This is a genomic window from Pseudomonas sp. GW460-12-10-14-TSB1 (assembly GCF_017349775.1).
GTDB classification, from domain to species: domain Bacteria; phylum Pseudomonadota; class Gammaproteobacteria; order Pseudomonadales; family Pseudomonadaceae; genus Aquipseudomonas; species Aquipseudomonas piscium.
In genome coordinates this window covers 138802-155400 of sequence record NZ_JACNAC010000004.1, presented here as the reverse complement: position 1 = coordinate 155400, position 16599 = coordinate 138802, and the positions used below count along the sequence as shown (strand labels likewise).

The following is a 16599-nucleotide window of genomic DNA, read 5'->3' as shown; positions in this document are numbered from 1 at the left end:
GCGTTTTCATATAAGAAGGAACAGGCCATGCGTGCACTGGCAGCATTAAGTCGTTTTGTCGGCAATACCTTTGCCTACTGGGTACTGATTTTCGCGGTGGTGGCATTCTGGCAGCCGGGCTGGTTCATCGGCCTCAAGGGCGCCATCGTGCCGCTGCTGGGCCTGGTGATGTTCGGCATGGGCCTGACCCTGAAGCTCGAAGACTTCGCCGAAGTCGCCCGCCATCCATGGCGCGTGGCCCTGGGCGTGGTTGCCCACTTCGTGATCATGCCGGGCGTGGCCTGGTTGCTGTGCCAGGTGTTTCACCTGCCGCCGGAAATCGCCGTCGGCGTGATTCTGGTCGGTTGCTGCCCGAGTGGTACTTCGTCCAATGTCATGACCTGGCTGGCCCGCGGCGACCTGGCGCTGTCAGTGGCGATCGCCGCCGTCACCACCCTGCTTGCGCCGCTGCTGACCCCGGCCCTGATCTGGCTGCTGGCCTCGGCCTGGCTGCCGGTTTCGTTCATGGAGCTGTTCTGGTCGATCCTGCAAGTGGTGCTGCTGCCAATAGTGCTCGGGGTGATTGCTCAGCGTGTGCTCGGCGACCGGGTACGGCATGCGGTGGAAGTGTTGCCGCTGGTGTCGGTGGTCAGCATCGTGATCATCGTCACTGCAGTGGTGGCCGCCAGCCAGGCGAAAATCGCCGAGTCCGGCCTGCTGATCATGGCCGTGGTGATGCTGCATAACAGCTTCGGTTACCTGCTGGGTTACTTCACTGGCCGCCTGTTCAAGCTGCCGTTGGCGCAACGCAAATCCCTGGCCCTGGAAGTCGGCATGCAGAACTCCGGCCTCGGCGCCGCCCTGGCCAGCGCGCATTTCTCGCCGCTGGCGGCGGTGCCGAGCGCACTGTTCAGCGTCTGGCACAACATTTCCGGGGCACTGCTTTCCACCTGGTTCCGCCGCATGAGCGAAAAGGACGAGCGCGTCCTGGCGGCCCAGCAGGCGAGCGACTGAGGAGAAACCTTGATCCCCGAATCAATGATGGGCACTATACTGCGCAACGCGGGGACGACCCCGCGGCTCGATCGAGTCATTAATCTGGGGACGACCCCGTCAATCGATGGAGGTCATCATGTCCTGGATCATTCTGTTTTTCGCCGGCCTGTTCGAAGTGGGCTGGGCCGTCGGCCTCAAGTACACCGACGGTTTCAGTCGCCCTCTCCCCACTGCCCTGACCATCGCCGCCATGGCGGTCAGCCTCGGCCTGCTGGGGCTGGCGATGAAGGAACTGCCGCTGGGCACCGCCTATGCCATCTGGACCGGAGTCGGTGCGGTCGGCACGGTGATCGCCGGGATCATTCTGTTCGGTGAGTCCATGGCGTTGTTCCGCCTGGCCAGCGTGGCGCTGATCATTACCGGGCTGGTCGGCTTGAAGGTCAGCGCGGCCTGACCGGGCGGACGATACAAGCAAGCGCCCCAACAAAAACGCCCACAACTCTGTGGGCGTTTTTATAGGCGCTGGAAACCTAGCGCACGCTACCGCGCAGCTCGCCCACCAGGGTTTGCAAACGGGCCGGTTCGGCACTGTCGGCTGTCACGGCCGAACCCGCCACCAGGGTCACTCGCGACCACAGGCGGCGGAACAGCCCCTTGCTCGGATCGCGACTGAAGAAGCTGCCCCACAGCCCCTGCAACGCCAGCGGAATCACTGGTACCGGCGTTTCTTCGAGAATCCGCGTCAGCCCGCCCTTGAACTCATTGATCTCGCCATCGGCGGTCAGCTTGCCCTCCGGGAAGATGCACACCAGCTCGCCATCCTTGAGGTAGCGGGCAATCTTGGTGAACGCCCTTTCGTAGATCTGGATGTCCTCGTTGCGCCCGGCAATCGGAATGGTCCCGGCGGTACGGAAGATGAAGTTGAGCACCGGCAAGTTGTAGATCTTGTAATACATCACGAAACGAATCGGCCGCCGCACCGCGCCGCCGATCAGCAAGGCATCGACGAAGGACACGTGATTGCACACCAGCAACGCCGCGCCTTCGTCCGGGATCGCCTCCAGGTTGCGATGCTCGACCCGGTACATGGAATGGCTGAGCAGCCAGATCATGAAACGCATGCTGAATTCGGGGACGATCTTGAAGATGTAGGCGTTGACCGCGATATTCAGCAGCGACACTACCAGGAACAGCTGCGGGATCGACAGCTTAGCCAGGCTCAGCAACAGGATCGAGACGATCGCCGACACCACCATGAACAGCGCGTTGAGAATGTTGTTCGCGGCAATCACCCGCGCCCGCTCGTGCTCCGGGGTCCGCGACTGAATCAGGGCGTACAGCGGCACGATGTAGAAACCGCCGAAGATGCCCAGGCCGAGAATATCGATCAGCACCCACCAGGCGTAGCTATAACCTAGTACTTCGATCCAGCCGTAACCCGCCTCGCTGACCGGAATCCCGCCGGAATGCCACCACAGCAGCAGGCCGAACACCGTCAGGCCGAACGAACCAAAGGGCACCAGGCCGATCTCGACCTTACGACCCGAGAGCTTCTCGCACAGCATGGAACCGACTGCGATCCCCACCGAGAACACGGTGAGGATCAGCGTGACCACCGTCTCGTCCCCGTGCATCCACTCCTTGGCGTAGGCCGGAATCTGCGTCAGGTAGATCGCCCCGACAAACCAGAACCACGAGTTGCCGACAATCGAGCGCGACACGGCCGGGGTCTGCCCCAGGCCCAGGCGCAAGGTGGCCCAGGACTGGCTGAAGATATTCCAGTTCAGGCGCAGGTCCGGGGTGGCCGCTGCGGCCCGGGGAATGCCCCGGCTGGCGAGGTAACCGAGCACGGCGACAGCAATGATCGCCGTTGAGACGATGGGTGCGTAATGGGCGGAAGACATCATGATCCCGGCGCCTATGGTCCCGGCAAGAATCGCCAGGAAGGTGCCCATTTCCACCAGGCCGTTGCCCCCCACCAGTTCTTCCTCCCGCAGCGCCTGGGGCAGGATCGAATATTTCACCGGGCCGAACAGCGCCGAGTGGGTGCCCATGGCAAACAGCGCCAGCAGCATCAGCGACAGGTGATCGAAGACAAACCCCACCGCCCCCACGGCCATGATCACGATCTCGCCGAGCTTGATCAGGCGGATCAACGCGTCCTTGGCGAACTTCTCGCCGAATTGCCCGGCCAGCGCCGAGAACAGGAAGAACGGCAGGATAAACAGCAAGGCACAGAGGTTGACCCAGATCGAGCGATCACCCTCGATGGCCAGCTTGTAGAGAATGGCGAGGATCAGCGACTGCTTGAAGATGTTGTCGTTGAACGCACCGAGGGACTGGGTAATGAAGAACGGCAGGAAACGCCGCGTACGAAGCAAGGTGAACTGTGAGGGGTGACTCATCTTCCATGTCCCTGAGTGGCTTGGATGCTGTTATTGGATTATCGATTTTCGATCCAGGCCACAACCTTACCTAAAGTTCGCGGATTATTTCGCTAATCCTGCGATACAAGGCGAAACGAACAACTCGCCCCGATAAGCACCCTGCAGCGTGCGCTTGCCCACCAGCAGCCACATCAGTGCCAGCGCCAGGACCAACAGGCTGCCGAACATCGCGAAAAACGTCAGGTTCAGGGTACTGGCCAGTTTCAGGGTGGTCAGGGCATAGACCCCCAGCGGGAAGGTGAAACCCCACCAGCCAAGGTTGAACGGAATGCCGTCGCGCAGGTAACGCAGGGTGATCAGCAACGCCGTCAGCATCCACCACAGGCCGAACCCCCACAGGGTGATACCGGCCACCAGCCCCAGGCCCTCGGCGATTTCGCCCACTCCGGCCATGCCGTTGGCGGCAAAGATCGCCGGAGCGTCCGCGCCCAGCAGCAACATGCCCAGGGCCCCCGTGCCGATCGGCCCCAGGGCCAGCCAGCTCGAGGCAGCCATGCTTTCGTGAGGCAGCTTATGCAGGGCCATGCGCAGCAGGAGAATGGTCAGGATGCTGAAGGCCACCGGCAGCGAGAAGGCCCAGAGCACATAGCTGGTCACCAGCATCACCAGCTGCGAATGCGCGTCCACCAGGTGCGGCGCCAGCAGCCCGCCACTGGCCGCAGCGACCTCGGCCGCGACCACCGGCAACAGCCAGACCGCGGTCATCTGGTCGATACGGTGCTCCTGGCGGGTGAACATCATGTAGGGAATCAGCACCCCGCAAGCCAGCGACAGCGCCACGTCCAGCCACCACAACAACTCGGCCAGCTGCACCACGCCCTCGCCCCAGCGCGGTACGCCGAACAGCAGAAAACCGTTGATGATGGTGGCCAGGCCCATGGGGATGGTGCCGAAGAACATCGAGACCGTGGAATGCCCGAAAATCCGCCGGGCTTCGTCGAAGAACATTACCCAGCGTGCCGCATAGGCCGCACTGAACACGACGAACAGTACGATGGTGAACAGCCACAGCCCCTCGGCCAACAGGTGCAGGCCCGGGATCTGCAGCGGCAACTGGGCCAACGCCAGGGCCAGTACGCCGGTGCCCATGGTGGCGGCGAACCAGTTGGGGGTGAACTGGCGGATGGCTTCGCGAGGATGTTGCAGCTGGCTCAAGGGCCGTCCGGTTCTGAGGGTGTTGGGGCATGTCATGGTGTGATCTCCTGTCCTCCGATGAGGTGGAGCCATGATAGAAGCGGATCGAATATCTATATAACGGGTAATTTCTCTATCTGTTATCTATTTTACAAATATACAAGCTAGACACTACCTGCGGTTTCCACCACCAGCACCCGCGCCGCGCCTTGCGGATGGGCCACATGCTCGGTGCCGACGTCGGCGTAGAAGATATCGCCCACCTCCAGCAGCACCGACTGTTCCAGGCCGTTCTCCCGATAGTGCATGCGCACCTGGCCATCGAGCACGACAAAGACTTCCTCCCCGTCGTTGGTGTGCCATTTATAAGGCTGGTCGGTCCAATGCAGGCGTGTGGTGATGCCATTCATGTTGGCGATATCCAGCGCTGCCCAGGCCCGCTCTCCGGTGAAGGTTTTACTGCGAATGATCTTCATCGATGCCCACTGCTCCCAAGGCTGGCGCGCGCACCCTGCACGCGCCCGATGTGCAGGCTAACCCAAGCCGGCGCCCGGATCAGCCACCACAGTGCTCAACTTTCCTGGGCGATACAGGCCTTGGCGGTTCGCTGACGCAGCAGCCCCAGCAAAGCGGCCAGGGACAGCAGGATCAACACCGCGCCATAGCCGTCGGTGGTCGCGATCAGGCCGAAGCTGCGCGTCAGGTTTCCCGCCAGCAGGGACGGCAGGCAAAACGCCAGATAACTCAGCACATAAAACGCCGACATCAACCCCGCCCGCTCATGGGGCAAGGCCAGGGGCATCACACTGCGCAGGGCGCCGAGGAACCCGGAGCCAAAACCACCGCCCGTGACCAGGGTGCCGAGGAAGAACAGCGGCAGGCTGGCGGTGTGCACGGCGATGAGGATCAGGCCGATGCCGGCGGCCAATAGGCTCGCGCCCAGCCGCAGAATCTTGTCCGCCGGATGATGGCGCAGGGACAAAATCATCAGGGCACCGCTCAGGGTCAGCACCGCCACCAGGCCGCCACCGATCAGGTTCGAGGTCGAGCCTGTCGCGGTGCGCACCAGCGATGGCGCCAACGACAGAAAGAACCCGCCCACGGCCCACACCGCCACATCCACCGGTAACGCCAGCCACAGTGCCCGTCGCGCCTGGGGCGGCACATGCAGGGTGGGCCGCAGGGAAGCCCAGACACCAGGCTGGGCACTGACCGTCTCCGGCAGGCGCCAGACGTACAGCGCCTGGGCGACAAACAGCCCCAGCAGCAGCCAGTAAGCCAGTTGCAGCGGCAACGGCGCATACTCCACCAGCAAGCCGCTGCCCATCGCCCCGCACGCCATGCCCAGCAAGGGCGCCACGCTGTTGACCAGCGGCCCCTGCTGCCGGTCGGTATCCAGCAGCGCCGCCCCCAGCACACTGGTGGCCATGCCGGTGGCGAAGCCCTGCATCACCCGGGCAGCAATCAGCCAGGCCACGCTGTCGGCCTGGATGAACAGCAGCATCGCCAGTATGTCCAGCAGCAGCGCCACGAAGATCACCGGCTTGCGCCCCAGATAGTCCGAAAGCGAACCCACGGTCAGCAGCGCCGCCAACAGGCTCATGGCGTAGACGCCGAAGATCAGGGTCAAGGTCGCCGAGGAGAATTGCAGCGCTTCCTGATACAGGTGGTACATCGGCGTCGGCACACTGGAAGCGGCGAGAAAACTGAGTAAGGTGATCGCCAGAAACAGCAGTCTGGAGCGGTTTGATAGTGAAGAGTCGACAGGACTGAACATGGGCACGCTCCATTAAAGCTAATATTTTGCTTTTGCGGAGTGTGCTACCGCCTCGCTCTTAAAGCAAATTCTTTGTGTTAAGGTTCGATCCATGGCTATTAAAGAAGGTTTACGCCCAGGCGGGCGCAGTGCCCGGGTGCAGGAATCCATTCACTCGGCAGTCCGTGAACTCCTCGAAGAACAGGAGCGCTCGACCCTGACCGTGCCGCAAATCGCCGTCCGCGCCGGTGTGACGCCTTCGACCATCTACCGGCGTTGGGGTGACCTGTCGGCGCTGCTGGCGGATGTCGCCCTGGAACGCATGCGCCCGGACGGCGAACCGGCCGCCACCGGCAGCCTGCGCGGCGACCTGCGGGCCTGGGCCGAACAATACCTCGACGAAATGAGCTCCGAACCCGGGCGCAACATGATGCGCGACGTGCAATGCAGCGCCACGCCCGGCTATTGCGTGAGCATTCTCAGCGGGCAATTGCAGATCATCCTCGATCGCCACCGACACAGCGAAGCAGCCCTGCCCAGCCTCGATCGACTACTGAACATGACGGTGGCGCCGACGGTGTTCCGCATCCTGTTCGCCGCGGAACCGCTTGACGTGCAGGAGCTGCATGAACTGATCGACATCGCGCTGCGGTCTTGAGGCTGTCCTTACGTTTCTGCAGGAGCGTGCCTGTTCAGGGTAAAGCCTGACAGTTAGCCCTCTTCCCCCCCTGCGACACCTGGCCGCGCCAATACCTTGGTCGACACTGACGAACCCCGAACATCGTGCGAGACTGTCTGACCGGGCTGAAGCGCCCGGCGCGCCTTTATGTTCGGAGTTCCCATGTCGCTGTCCAGCGGGCTGATCGCCATCGTCGCCCTGGCCTATATGGCCATCATGTTCGCCATCGCCTTTTACGGTGACCGTCGCAGCGCGCCCTTGCCGCCGCGGGTGCGTGCCTGGGTGTACAGCCTGTCGCTGGCGGTGTATTGCACCAGCTGGACTTTCTTCGGCGCCGTCGGCCAGGCCGCCGAGCAACTCTGGTCGTTCTTGCCGATCTACCTGGGGCCAATCCTGCTGCTGGTGCTGGCGCCCTGGGTCCTGCAAAAGATGGTGATGATCAGCAAGCAGGAAAACATCACCTCCATCGCCGACTTCATCGCCGCGCGCTATGGCAAATCCCAGTCCCTGGCGGTGGTGGTGGCGCTGATCTGCCTGGTCGGCGTGCTGCCCTACATCGCCCTGCAGCTCAAGGGCATAGTGCTCGGCGTGGACCTGCTGATCGGCGCTGGCGCCGACACCATGGGCACCCGCGCCCAGGACACGGCGCTGATCGTGTCGCTGATCCTGGCGCTGTTCACCATCGTCTTCGGTACCCGCAACCTCGACGCCACCGAGCACCACCGCGGCATGGTGCTGGCGATTGCCTTCGAATCCCTGGTCAAGCTGCTGGCCTTTCTCGCGGTCGGCGCCTTTGTCACCTATGGCCTGTACGACGGTTTCGACGACCTGTTCAGCCAGGCCATGCTTGCACCGCGCCTGGAGCAGTACTGGCAGGAAACCATCAACTGGCCGTCGATGGTGGTGCAGACCGGCGTTGCCATGATGGCGATCATCTGCCTGCCGCGGCAGTTCCACGTCACCGTGGTGGAGAACATCGAGCCCCAGGACCTGCGCCTGGCCAAGTGGGTGTTTCCCGCCTACCTGGCCCTGGCCGCGCTGTTCGTGGTGCCGATCGCCCTGGCCGGGCAGATGATGCTGCCCAGCTCGGTGCTGCCGGATTCCTTCGTCATCAGCCTGCCCCTGGCCCAGGCCCATCCGGCCCTGGCCGTGCTGGCCTTTATCGGCGGCGCGTCGGCCGCCACCGGCATGGTGATCGTCGCCAGCGTGGCGCTGTCGACTATGGTCTCCAACGATATGCTGCTGCCCTGGCTGCTGCGCCGGCAGAGTGCCGAGCGGCCCTTCGAAGTGTTCCGCCACTGGATGCTCTCGGTGCGCCGGGTCAGCATCGTGGTCATCCTGCTGCTGGCCTATGTCAGCTACCGCCTGCTGGGCTCCACCGCGAGCCTGGCGACCATCGGCCAGATCGCCTTCGCCGCCGTGACCCAACTGGCCCCGGCCATGCTCGGCGCGCTGTACTGGAAGCAGGCCAACCGCCGCGGCGTGTTCGCCGGGTTGGCGGCGGGTACTTTCCTGTGGTTCTACACCCTGGTCCTGCCAATCGCCGCCCACAGCCTGGGCTGGTCGCTGAGCAGTTTCCCGGGCCTGGCCTGGCTGCACGGCAACCCGCTGAACCTGCCGATCACGCCCTTGACCCAGGGCGTGGTGCTGTCGCTGGCCGGTAACTTCACCCTGTTCGCCTGGGTTTCGGTGCTGTCGCGCACCCGGGTTTCGGAGCACTGGCAGGCCGGGCGCTTCATCGGCCAGGAAATCAGCGGCCGCCCCAGCTCCCGCTCGATGCTGTCGGTGCAGATCGACGACCTGCTCAAGCTCGCCGCGCGTTTTGTCGGGGAAGAACGGGCCCGCCAGAGCTTCATCCGCTTTGCCTACCGCCAGGGCAAGGGTTTCAACCCCAACCAGAACGCCGATGGCGAATGGATCGCCCATACCGAACGACTGCTGGCCGGCGTACTCGGCGCCTCGTCCACCCGCGCAGTGGTCAAGGCCGCCATCGAAGGGCGGGAGATGCAGCTCGAAGACGTGGTGCGCATCGCCGACGAAGCCTCGGAAGTGCTGCAGTTCAACCGCGCCCTGCTGCAAGGCGCGATCGAGAACATCAGCCAGGGCATCAGCGTGGTCGACCAGTCCCTCAGGCTGGTGGCCTGGAACCGTCGTTACCTGGAGCTGTTCAACTACCCGGACGGGCTGATCAGCGTCGGCCGGCCGATCGCCGACATCATCCGCCACAACGCCGAGCGTGGCCTGTGCGGGCCGGGCGAGGCGGAAGTGCATGTCGCTCGCCGCCTGCACTGGATGCGTCAGGGCCGCGCCCACACTTCCGAGCGGCTGTTCCCCAATGGCCGGGTGATCGAGCTGATCGGCAACCCGATGCCCGGTGGCGGCTTTGTCATGAGTTTCACCGACATCACCCCGTTCCGCGAGGCCGAGCAGGCCCTCACCGAAGCCAACGAAGGCCTGGAACAACGGGTCGCCGAACGGACCCAGGAACTGTCGCAGTTGAATGCCGCGCTGACCGAGGCCAAGGGCACCGCCGAGGCTGCCAACCAGTCCAAGACGCGCTTCCTGGCGGCGGTCAGTCACGACCTGATGCAACCGCTGAATGCTGCCCGGCTGTTCTCCGCCGCCCTCTCCCACCAGGACGACGGTTTGTCCAGCGAAGCCCAGCAATTGGTCCAGCACCTGGACAGTTCCCTGCGCTCCGCCGAAGACCTGATCAGCGACTTGCTGGATATCTCCCGCCTGGAAAACGGCAAGATCAATCCGGAGCGCAAGCCGTTCGTGCTCAACGAGCTGTTCGATACCCTGGGGGCCGAATTCAAGGTGCTGGCCCAGGAGCAAGGCTTGAAGTTCCGCCTGCGTGGCAGCCACCTCAGGGTCGACAGCGACATCAAGCTATTGCGCCGGGTTCTGCAGAACTTCCTGACCAATGCCTTCCGTTACGCCAAGGGGCCTGTGCTACTGGGCGTGCGCCGCCGCGGCAACCAACTGTGCCTGGAGGTCTGGGACCGCGGGCCGGGCATCCCGCTGGACAAGCAGCAAGTGATCTTCGAAGAGTTCAAGCGCCTTGACAGCCACCAGACTCGCGCCGAAAAAGGCCTGGGCCTCGGGCTAGCGATCGCCGATGGGCTGTGCCGCGTTCTCGGCCATGGCCTGCAGGTACGCTCCTGGCCGGGCAAGGGCAGTGTCTTCAGTGTCAGCGTGCCTTTGGCCAAGGCGGCCGTCAGCGCACCGAGGCAGGTGGCCGAACTCAATGGCCATCTGCTGTCCGGCGCCCAGGTGCTGTGCGTCGACAATGAAGACAGCATCCTGATCGGCATGAACAGCCTGCTCTCTCGCTGGGGCTGTCAGGTCTGGACCGCGCGCAACCGGGAAGAATGCGCCGCGCTGCTGGGTGACGGCGTGCGCCCGCAGCTGGCGTTGGTGGACTATCACCTGGACGATGGCGAAACCGGCACCGAGGTCATGGCCTGGCTGCGCACCCAGCTGGGGGATCCGGTGCCAGGCGTGGTGATCAGCGCCGACGGGCGCCCCGAGATGGTCGCCGAGGTACACGCCGCGGGATTGGACTACCTGGCCAAGCCGGTGAAGCCGGCGGCGTTGCGGGCGTTGTTGAGCCGGCATCTGCCGCTCTGAGAGTCCTGTAGTCGCTGCCGCAGGCTGCAATAAGGCCGAAGGCCTTCAGCGATATTGAAAATGCCGCGTCCCCTCCGGGGCCGATCGCAGCCTACGGCAGCGGCTACAGATCAATCCGGCAGTTCGAGCACGGCGCCGTCGGCATCGGTCATTGCCCGCTCCAGCAGGTCCGCCGGCAGGCTCTTGCTGGCGCGCGCGCCGAGCAACCGCAGTTGCTCGCTGCGGCTGACCAGGTTGCCGCGTCCCTCGGTCAGTTTGTTGCGCGCGGCGCTGTAGGCCTTGTCCAGCTGCTGCAGACGATTGCCGACCTCATCCAGATCCTGAATGAACAACACGAACTTGTCGTACAGCCATCCGGCGCGCTCAGCAATTTCCCGGGCGTTCTGGCTCTGCCGCTCCTGCTTCCACAGGCTGTCGATCACCCGCAGCGTGGCCAGCAGCGTGGTCGGGCTGACGATCACGATGTTGCGATCGAAGGCTTCCTGGAACAGGTTGGGCTCGGCCTGCAAGGCGGCGGAAAAGGCTGCTTCTATGGGTACGAAGAGCAATACGAAATCCAGGCTGTGCAAACCTTCCAGGCGCTTGTAGTCCTTGCCGGCCAGGCCTTTGACGTGATTGCGCAAGGACAGCACATGCTGCTTCAGCGCCGCCTGGCCGATCACTTCGTCGTCCGCCGCGACAAACTGCTGGTAGGCGGTCAGGCTGACCTTGGAATCCACCACCACCTGCTTGTCACCGGGCAACATGATCAGCACGTCGGGCTGGAAACGCTCGCCGTCAGGCCCTTTGAGGCTGACCTGGGTCTGGTACTCGCGGCCCTTCTCCAGGCCCGCATGCTCCAGCACCCGCTCGAGAATCAGCTCGCCCCAGTTGCCCTGGGTTTTCTGGCCCTTGAGCGCGCGCGTCAGGTTGGTTGCCTCGTCGCTCAAGCGCAGGTTCAACTGTTGCAGGCGCTCGAGTTCCTTGCCGAGGGAAAAACGCTCGCGCGCTTCGGCCTGATAACTCTCTTCGACCCGCTTCTCGAAGGACTGGATGCGCTCCTTGAGCGGATCGAGCAATTGTCCGAGACGCTGCTGGCTGTTCTCGGCAAAACGTTGCTCCCGCTCATCGAAGATCTTACCCGCCAGCTCGGCGAACTGCGCCCGCAGCTCATCTCGCGAGCCTTGCAGATCGCTCAGACGTTGCTGGTGGCTTTCCTGCTGCTCGCGCAGCTCGGCATTCAACGACGCGGCCTGGGCATCCAGGCGCCGCAGTTCGGCTTCTTTGTTGGCGCGCTCAAGGTTCCAGGCGTGGGCGGCATCACGGGCGTTGTCGCGCTCGATCTGCAACAACTCGACTTCCCGGCGCACCGCCGCCAGATCGGCCTGCTTCACGGCATTGGCATGGCCCAGGTCGCTGATCTCGTCGCGGCAGGCATCGAGCTGGGCATTCAAGCCATCCTGCGCCAGCAGCGCGGTGGCCAGGCGCTCCTCCAGCAGGGACAGTTCGGTTAGGCGGGAGCTCAGACGGCGCTGCAGTTGCCAGGCGAGCGCCACCAAGGGCAATGCCGCGCCTGCCAGACCGAGCAGTACGCTGGTCAAGTCCATAGCCATAGCCACTCCAGACAGTGAAATAAAGCTTGAAGGTTAACCAAGGGACCGAGGCTTGGACAGCTCAGTCTTCGATCTGGCCAAGCTCCAGCTGGGCGCGGCGATCGCCAGCCCGTGCCGCCTGACGCAGCAGATCGTGGCCGATCCGCCGATCGCGGGCGTTGCCGCACTCGCGGCACATCAGTTGGCCAAGACGACTCTGTGCCGCCACCACCCCTTCCCGGGCAGGCTGCTTGAGCAAACGCCCAGCAAAGTGTTTGACGTTCCGGTTATCACCCAGGCGCGGACTGTCGAGCAGCCACATGGCCACGCGTAACGAAAAACGCTTGGATTCGGTAACACTGGAGGAGGCAGAAGTAACAGAAGGTGACACTGAGCGAAACTTCATAAAGCACTGTAGGGCAGATCGGAAGGCGCGCCACTCTACTCCTTTTTTCGCATGCGTAAAGTCGAAAAAACTCGGCACGCCCGTGCTAGAGCAAGCGCTTGGGACAATCCACAGAAGCTGTGGATAACTCAGTGGACAACCGCCCTACAAGTCGCCGAAAGCCGCATGGGACGGGGCCCGCAGTCAAACTGACGATTTTTTCACCAGTAAAAAAAACCGATGTTTTTCATTGACTTAAATTTTCATCACAGGCATTGGAGGACCCGGCAGCTGAGGTGACAGGCTGGTGACAGCGCGCGCAACTATTGTGCACAAGTACCCTCGATCCGGTTATATCGCTGCACCTTTTTCGCCCGTTCACGGGAGAACAGCAGCGAAGACCAAAGATTCCAGTAACAACTTTCTGCTCAACTACGCTGGAAAGCCCTGCCAGCCTCGCCCCTGCGACGCTCATAACCATTTTGCCTAACACACTTGCGCCAGCCACTTCAATCCGTTATCATCCACAGCGTTAGTACCAAGCTGAAAGTCAATTCTGGTCGAACAAGTCCCCCGGTTCAGCTTCCCTCAAGAGAAGTTTCTACCGACTACACGGGATCGACCACCTCGCTGGTTTCCAGGTAAAGCTTTCGCCGACACCATCTTTGAACACATTGCAAAGGATGTCGCGAAGCTCTTCTACTCTGACCGAACCAACCTGCAAATTGATCAGGATCTTCACCTGGGGCCCAGAACCTTAACCCCCCGCTGTGATTGCCTGCCCTCCTAAGTACCTACCTGCCAGCCCTAGCGCGCACTTGATAAAGCGCTTCCAACTGGCTGCTTTGTTCCAGTCGGGTTCTTCGTTCGACCAATGGTGGTCGACGTTACTGGAACGTTTTAACGTTGCACGGTTCTTAACCGTGTCATTTGTAGGAACACCCAATAACTATGTCTACTCAAATCCAGACTCAGGATGCCATTCGCACCCTCACCAACGCTTTTGCTCCAATGAACTGCCTGATCATGGCTGCTCGCAAAGGCTGCTTCAGCTTCACCCTGGTCAACGAACACGGTATCGCTCGTCACAGCGAACGCCTGTACCCCGACCAGTATTCCAGCGCCGAGCCGCTGCAAGCGGTGATCGAGCGCACTCGCCAGGCCCTGACCGCCTGAGACGCCAGAGCACTAAAAACCCGAAGCCCCGCCTGAACAGCGGGGCTTTTTGTTGCCTGTTATTTCGGTTTTTCCGCCTTTGGCTAAAGCACCATCCGATATAACGGTTATAACTCGAAGCTGGAAATATTTTAAAAACAGTCCTTTACAGCAACGATATGACACTAGACTTCAACTCAAGCGGCATGATCCGCTTCCGGCGAGTCTGACCGATCCACCGCTGCCAAGCTCCCCCATCAGGCCTCGCCGGCCACTTTCACGCTTCGAGGGTTTTATGGGTATTGCCGCCAGCGAACTGTGCCGCTACGTGATCCGCCCGACCCTGATCTATCTGGGCAGCCACAGTCGCACTGCAGAATCACTGCTGCTAGGCATCGCCGCCAGCCAATCCGCCCTCGGCTCCGCCCTGCACGACCGCAGGGGCCACGGCCTCTACCGCATCGCCGAACCCCGCCACCAGGCCCTCTGGGACCACTACCTGGCACTGGACCCGGAGCGTGCCAGTCTGGTTCGCGGTCTGGCCAGCCAGCATGCATTCCTCAGCGGGCCGCACCTGGAATTGACCGTCAACCTGCGTTACGCCACCGCCATTGCCTGGCTGCTGGTGGAAGAGCAGAACACCCCTCTCCCCGAGGCCGACGACCTGGTCGGCATGGCTCGCATCTGGAAGCAGATCTTCCAGCCACAAGGACGTTTGCGGGACTTCGCCGACGCCTGGCAAACCTGTGTTGCACCGCTGAATCAGGTCGCCTGCTGATCGGGCTTTTTGCAAGATCGCGCAAACAACGGCAATTTTGGTCGGATTGTCCTACAAAACCGCTCTATCTCAAGCCATACAGCCTATAGCGTTGAGGAGGAAATGTTGGTAATTTTCGCTCCGGTGATCACCAGGAGTTCTAATAATGAAAAAAGTAATACTCAAAACCAGTCTTAGCCTTGCCGTTGCCATGGCATCCACCCAACTTTTTGCAAGTGGCTTTGCCCTGAACGAACAAAGCATCAGCGGCATGGGCACTGGTTTCGCCGGTCGATCCTCTGCTGCCGATGATGCAAGCACAGTTTTTGGTAACCCTGCCGGCATGTCGCGCCTGAAACGCCAGCAAATCACTGGCGGCGTCGCGGCCATTGACGCCTCCACCGACATCAACGATGCCAGCGGCAGCCGTAGCGGTACCAATAAAGGCGACATGGTGCCCTTCACCGCCGTGCCAATGGGCTTCTACGTCAAGCCTATCGACGATCAGTGGGCCTTCGGCCTGGGTGTCTACGCCCCATTCGGCCTGATCACCGACTACGAAAACGGCTTCCAGGGCCGTAACTTCGGCAGCAAGAGCGAAGTCAAGGTCATCACCTTCCAGCCAACCGTCAGCTATGCCTTCAACGACAGGGTATCGATCGGTTTCGGCCCGACCATCAACCGCATTTCCGGCGTCTTGGAATCCGCACTGACCACCCCTCTGTCGCCCAACGACGGTCGTGTCCAGATCAAGGGGAACGACATTGGCTACGGCTACAACATCGGTGTGCTGGTCCAGGCGACCGACACCACTCGCGTCGGCCTGACCTACCACTCGAAGGTCAAGTACAAGCTCGAGGGCCACACCGAAGTCAGCCCAGGCGCCGGTACTCCGAGCGCTCTACTGCGTGGCGCTCGCTACGATGCCTCGCTGGACATCACCACCCCTGAATCGGCCGACCTGTCGGTGACCCAGGACCTCAACGATGCCTGGAAACTCTACGCCGGTGCGACCTGGACCCGCTGGAGCCGCCTGAAAGACATCACCGTGGAAAACGAAGGTGTAACTGCCAGCGCCGGTGGTCTTCTAGCCCCGGGTGCGCTCAGTACCGTCGAGGAAAAGCAGAACTGGCACGACACCTGGGCCTACGCCATCGGTACTTCCTACCAACTGAACAAGCAGTGGGTATTGCGTACCGGCCTGAGCTTCGACCAGTCGCCGGCCAACAACACCAACCGTTCGCCACGCATTCCTACCGGCGACCGGACCATCTTCAGCCTCGGCGCCGGCTGGAGCCCAACCGAAGACCTGACCATCGACGTGGCTTACTCCTACCTCAAGGAAGAGAAAGTCAAGGTCAACAACAGGAACCCGCAGCTCGGCCAGTCTTACAGCTCCGAGTACGAGAACAGCGCGAACGGCTTCGGCGTGGGTGCAACCTACCGCTTCTAAGCCTGACGGCCTGAACGAAAAAGCCCCGGCATCCAAGGATGCCGGGGCTTTTTTATTGGCCGCAAATAACACTCAAGGCTTGGATGCCAGCGCCTGCTCCACCGCCTCGATCAGTTCCGGACTGTCCGGCTTGGTCAGGCTGGAGAAGTTGGCGATCACCTTGCCCTGGCGATCGACCACATACTTGTAGAAATTCCACTTCGGCGCACTGCTCTGCTCGGCCAGGACCTTGAACAGGTGCACCGCGTCCGGGCCTCGGACCTGCTGCGGCTCGGTCATGGTGAAGGTGACGCCGTAGTTCACATAACAAACCTTGGCCGTTTCCGCGCCATCCTTGGACTCCTGCTTGAAGTCATTGGACGGCACGCCTACCAGCTCCAGCCCCTGATCCTTGTAACGCTGGTACAGCGATTCGAGCCCCTTGAACTGCGGGGCGAAGCCGCAAAAGCTCGCGGTATTGACCACCACCAGCGGCTTGCCGGCAAAGCGCTGGCACAGGTCGATGGATTCCTTGGCACGCAGCTTGGGCAACGAGCCCTGCAACAGCGACGGGCATTCGCCCGCCCACGTCGAACCGGCAAACACCATGAGTACAGCTGGAACAGCAAGCCAGCGCGCCAACATATTCAACTCCTTGAAAGTACGTCAGGGGTG

Annotated in this window: 14 protein-coding genes; 7 read left to right on the top strand and 7 right to left on the bottom strand. The window is 62.1% G+C overall.

Annotation, left to right across the window (positions count from 1 at the left end):
* Nucleotides 1–27: 27 nt before the first annotated feature.
* Both J4D52_RS04515 and sugE read left to right on the top strand, forming a co-directional pair.
* Nucleotides 28–993 carry a bile acid:sodium symporter family protein gene (locus J4D52_RS04515; protein ID WP_102676582.1) on the top strand — a complete coding sequence of 322 codons (966 nt, stop codon included), beginning with the start codon at nt 28–30 and terminating at the stop codon, nt 991–993.
* Between the two features lie 118 nt (nt 994–1111).
* A complete protein-coding gene (gene sugE / locus J4D52_RS04510; protein ID WP_053280418.1) occupies nt 1112–1429 on the top strand; it encodes a quaternary ammonium compound efflux SMR transporter SugE in 318 nt (105 codons plus the stop codon).
* 76 nt (nt 1430–1505) lie between these two features.
* On the opposite strand, the gene J4D52_RS04505 is transcribed toward sugE, so the two are convergent.
* The 4 genes from J4D52_RS04505 to J4D52_RS04490 form a co-directional block, all read right to left on the bottom strand.
* Nucleotides 1506–3380: an MFS transporter gene (locus tag J4D52_RS04505; RefSeq protein ID WP_102676581.1), complete on the bottom strand. Its 1875-nt coding sequence runs from the start codon at nt 3378–3380 to the stop codon at nt 1506–1508.
* Between the two features lie 84 nt (nt 3381–3464).
* Nucleotides 3465–4613, bottom strand: coding sequence for a TDT family transporter (locus tag J4D52_RS04500; protein ID WP_025805629.1), 1149 nt, complete (start codon nt 4611–4613; stop codon nt 3465–3467).
* A 107-nt stretch (nt 4614–4720) separates the two neighbouring features.
* Entirely contained in the window at nt 4721–5032 is a 312-nt protein-coding gene (locus tag J4D52_RS04495; RefSeq protein WP_102676580.1) for a cupin domain-containing protein, read from the bottom strand.
* 95 nt (nt 5033–5127) lie between these two features.
* Complete coding sequence (locus J4D52_RS04490; protein ID WP_102676579.1) at nt 5128–6333, bottom strand: MFS transporter; 1206 nt, start codon at nt 6331–6333, stop codon at nt 5128–5130.
* A gap of 91 nt (nt 6334–6424) precedes the next feature.
* Between J4D52_RS04490 and J4D52_RS04485 the strand changes: the two genes are divergently transcribed.
* Nucleotides 6425–6970 (top strand): TetR/AcrR family transcriptional regulator, encoded by a 546-nt coding sequence (locus tag J4D52_RS04485; protein WP_025805632.1) that lies wholly within the window; start codon nt 6425–6427, stop codon nt 6968–6970.
* A gap of 183 nt (nt 6971–7153) precedes the next feature.
* Entirely contained in the window at nt 7154–10624 is a 3471-nt protein-coding gene (locus J4D52_RS04480; RefSeq protein WP_102676578.1) for a PAS domain-containing hybrid sensor histidine kinase/response regulator, read from the top strand.
* 110 nt (nt 10625–10734) lie between these two features.
* Here the strand turns inward: J4D52_RS04480 and rmuC are convergent, their stop codons facing one another.
* Together rmuC and J4D52_RS04470 are read right to left on the bottom strand one after the other, a co-directional pair.
* Entirely contained in the window at nt 10735–12102 is a 1368-nt protein-coding gene (rmuC, locus tag J4D52_RS04475) for a DNA recombination protein RmuC (protein WP_173678533.1), read from the bottom strand.
* Nucleotides 12103–12277: 175 nt separating this feature from the next.
* The gene (locus J4D52_RS04470; RefSeq protein WP_102676576.1) at nt 12278–12601 is read right to left on the bottom strand and encodes a hypothetical protein; all 324 of its coding nucleotides are present in this window, start codon (nt 12599–12601) and stop codon (nt 12278–12280) included.
* A gap of 930 nt (nt 12602–13531) precedes the next feature.
* On the opposite strand from J4D52_RS04470, the gene J4D52_RS04465 reads away from it, so the two are divergent.
* The 3 genes from J4D52_RS04465 to J4D52_RS04455 all read left to right on the top strand — a co-directional run bounded on the left by J4D52_RS04465 (nt 13532) and on the right by J4D52_RS04455 (nt 15945).
* Nucleotides 13532–13756: a hypothetical protein gene (locus J4D52_RS04465; RefSeq protein WP_007927809.1), complete on the top strand. Its 225-nt coding sequence runs from the start codon at nt 13532–13534 to the stop codon at nt 13754–13756.
* Between the two features lie 274 nt (nt 13757–14030).
* Nucleotides 14031–14513, top strand: a complete 483-nt coding sequence (locus tag J4D52_RS04460) for a hypothetical protein (protein WP_025805636.1) — start codon at nt 14031–14033, stop codon at nt 14511–14513.
* Nucleotides 14514–14658: 145 nt separating this feature from the next.
* Nucleotides 14659–15945 (top strand): OmpP1/FadL family transporter, encoded by a 1287-nt coding sequence (locus J4D52_RS04455; RefSeq protein ID WP_102676575.1) that lies wholly within the window; start codon nt 14659–14661, stop codon nt 15943–15945.
* A 72-nt stretch (nt 15946–16017) separates the two neighbouring features.
* On the opposite strand, the gene J4D52_RS04450 is transcribed toward J4D52_RS04455, so the two are convergent.
* Nucleotides 16018–16569 carry a glutathione peroxidase gene (locus J4D52_RS04450; protein WP_102676574.1) on the bottom strand — a complete coding sequence of 184 codons (552 nt, stop codon included), beginning with the start codon at nt 16567–16569 and terminating at the stop codon, nt 16018–16020.
* Between the last annotated feature and the right edge of the window lie 30 nt (nt 16570–16599).

Excerpts from the sequence above, each read along its gene's own strand:
- J4D52_RS04515 (WP_102676582.1), top strand. The coding sequence starts at position 28 with ATGCGTGCACTGGCAGCATTAAGTCGTTTTGTCGGCAATACCTTTGCC.
- sugE (WP_053280418.1), top strand. The coding sequence starts at position 1,112 with ATGTCCTGGATCATTCTGTTTTTCGCCGGCCTGTTCGAAGTGGGCTGG.
- J4D52_RS04505 (WP_102676581.1), bottom strand. The coding sequence starts at position 3,380 with ATGAGTCACCCCTCACAGTTCACCTTGCTTCGTACGCGGCGTTTCCTG.
- J4D52_RS04500 (WP_025805629.1), bottom strand. The coding sequence starts at position 4,613 with ATGACATGCCCCAACACCCTCAGAACCGGACGGCCCTTGAGCCAGCTG.
- J4D52_RS04495 (WP_102676580.1), bottom strand. The coding sequence starts at position 5,032 with ATGAAGATCATTCGCAGTAAAACCTTCACCGGAGAGCGGGCCTGGGCA.
- J4D52_RS04490 (WP_102676579.1), bottom strand. The coding sequence starts at position 6,333 with ATGTTCAGTCCTGTCGACTCTTCACTATCAAACCGCTCCAGACTGCTG.
- J4D52_RS04485 (WP_025805632.1), top strand. The coding sequence starts at position 6,425 with ATGGCTATTAAAGAAGGTTTACGCCCAGGCGGGCGCAGTGCCCGGGTG.
- J4D52_RS04480 (WP_102676578.1), top strand. The coding sequence starts at position 7,154 with ATGTCGCTGTCCAGCGGGCTGATCGCCATCGTCGCCCTGGCCTATATG.
- J4D52_RS04470 (WP_102676576.1), bottom strand. The coding sequence starts at position 12,601 with ATGAAGTTTCGCTCAGTGTCACCTTCTGTTACTTCTGCCTCCTCCAGT.
- J4D52_RS04465 (WP_007927809.1), top strand. The coding sequence starts at position 13,532 with ATGTCTACTCAAATCCAGACTCAGGATGCCATTCGCACCCTCACCAAC.
- J4D52_RS04460 (WP_025805636.1), top strand. The coding sequence starts at position 14,031 with ATGGGTATTGCCGCCAGCGAACTGTGCCGCTACGTGATCCGCCCGACC.
- J4D52_RS04455 (WP_102676575.1), top strand. The coding sequence starts at position 14,659 with ATGAAAAAAGTAATACTCAAAACCAGTCTTAGCCTTGCCGTTGCCATG.
- J4D52_RS04450 (WP_102676574.1), bottom strand. The coding sequence starts at position 16,569 with ATGTTGGCGCGCTGGCTTGCTGTTCCAGCTGTACTCATGGTGTTTGCC.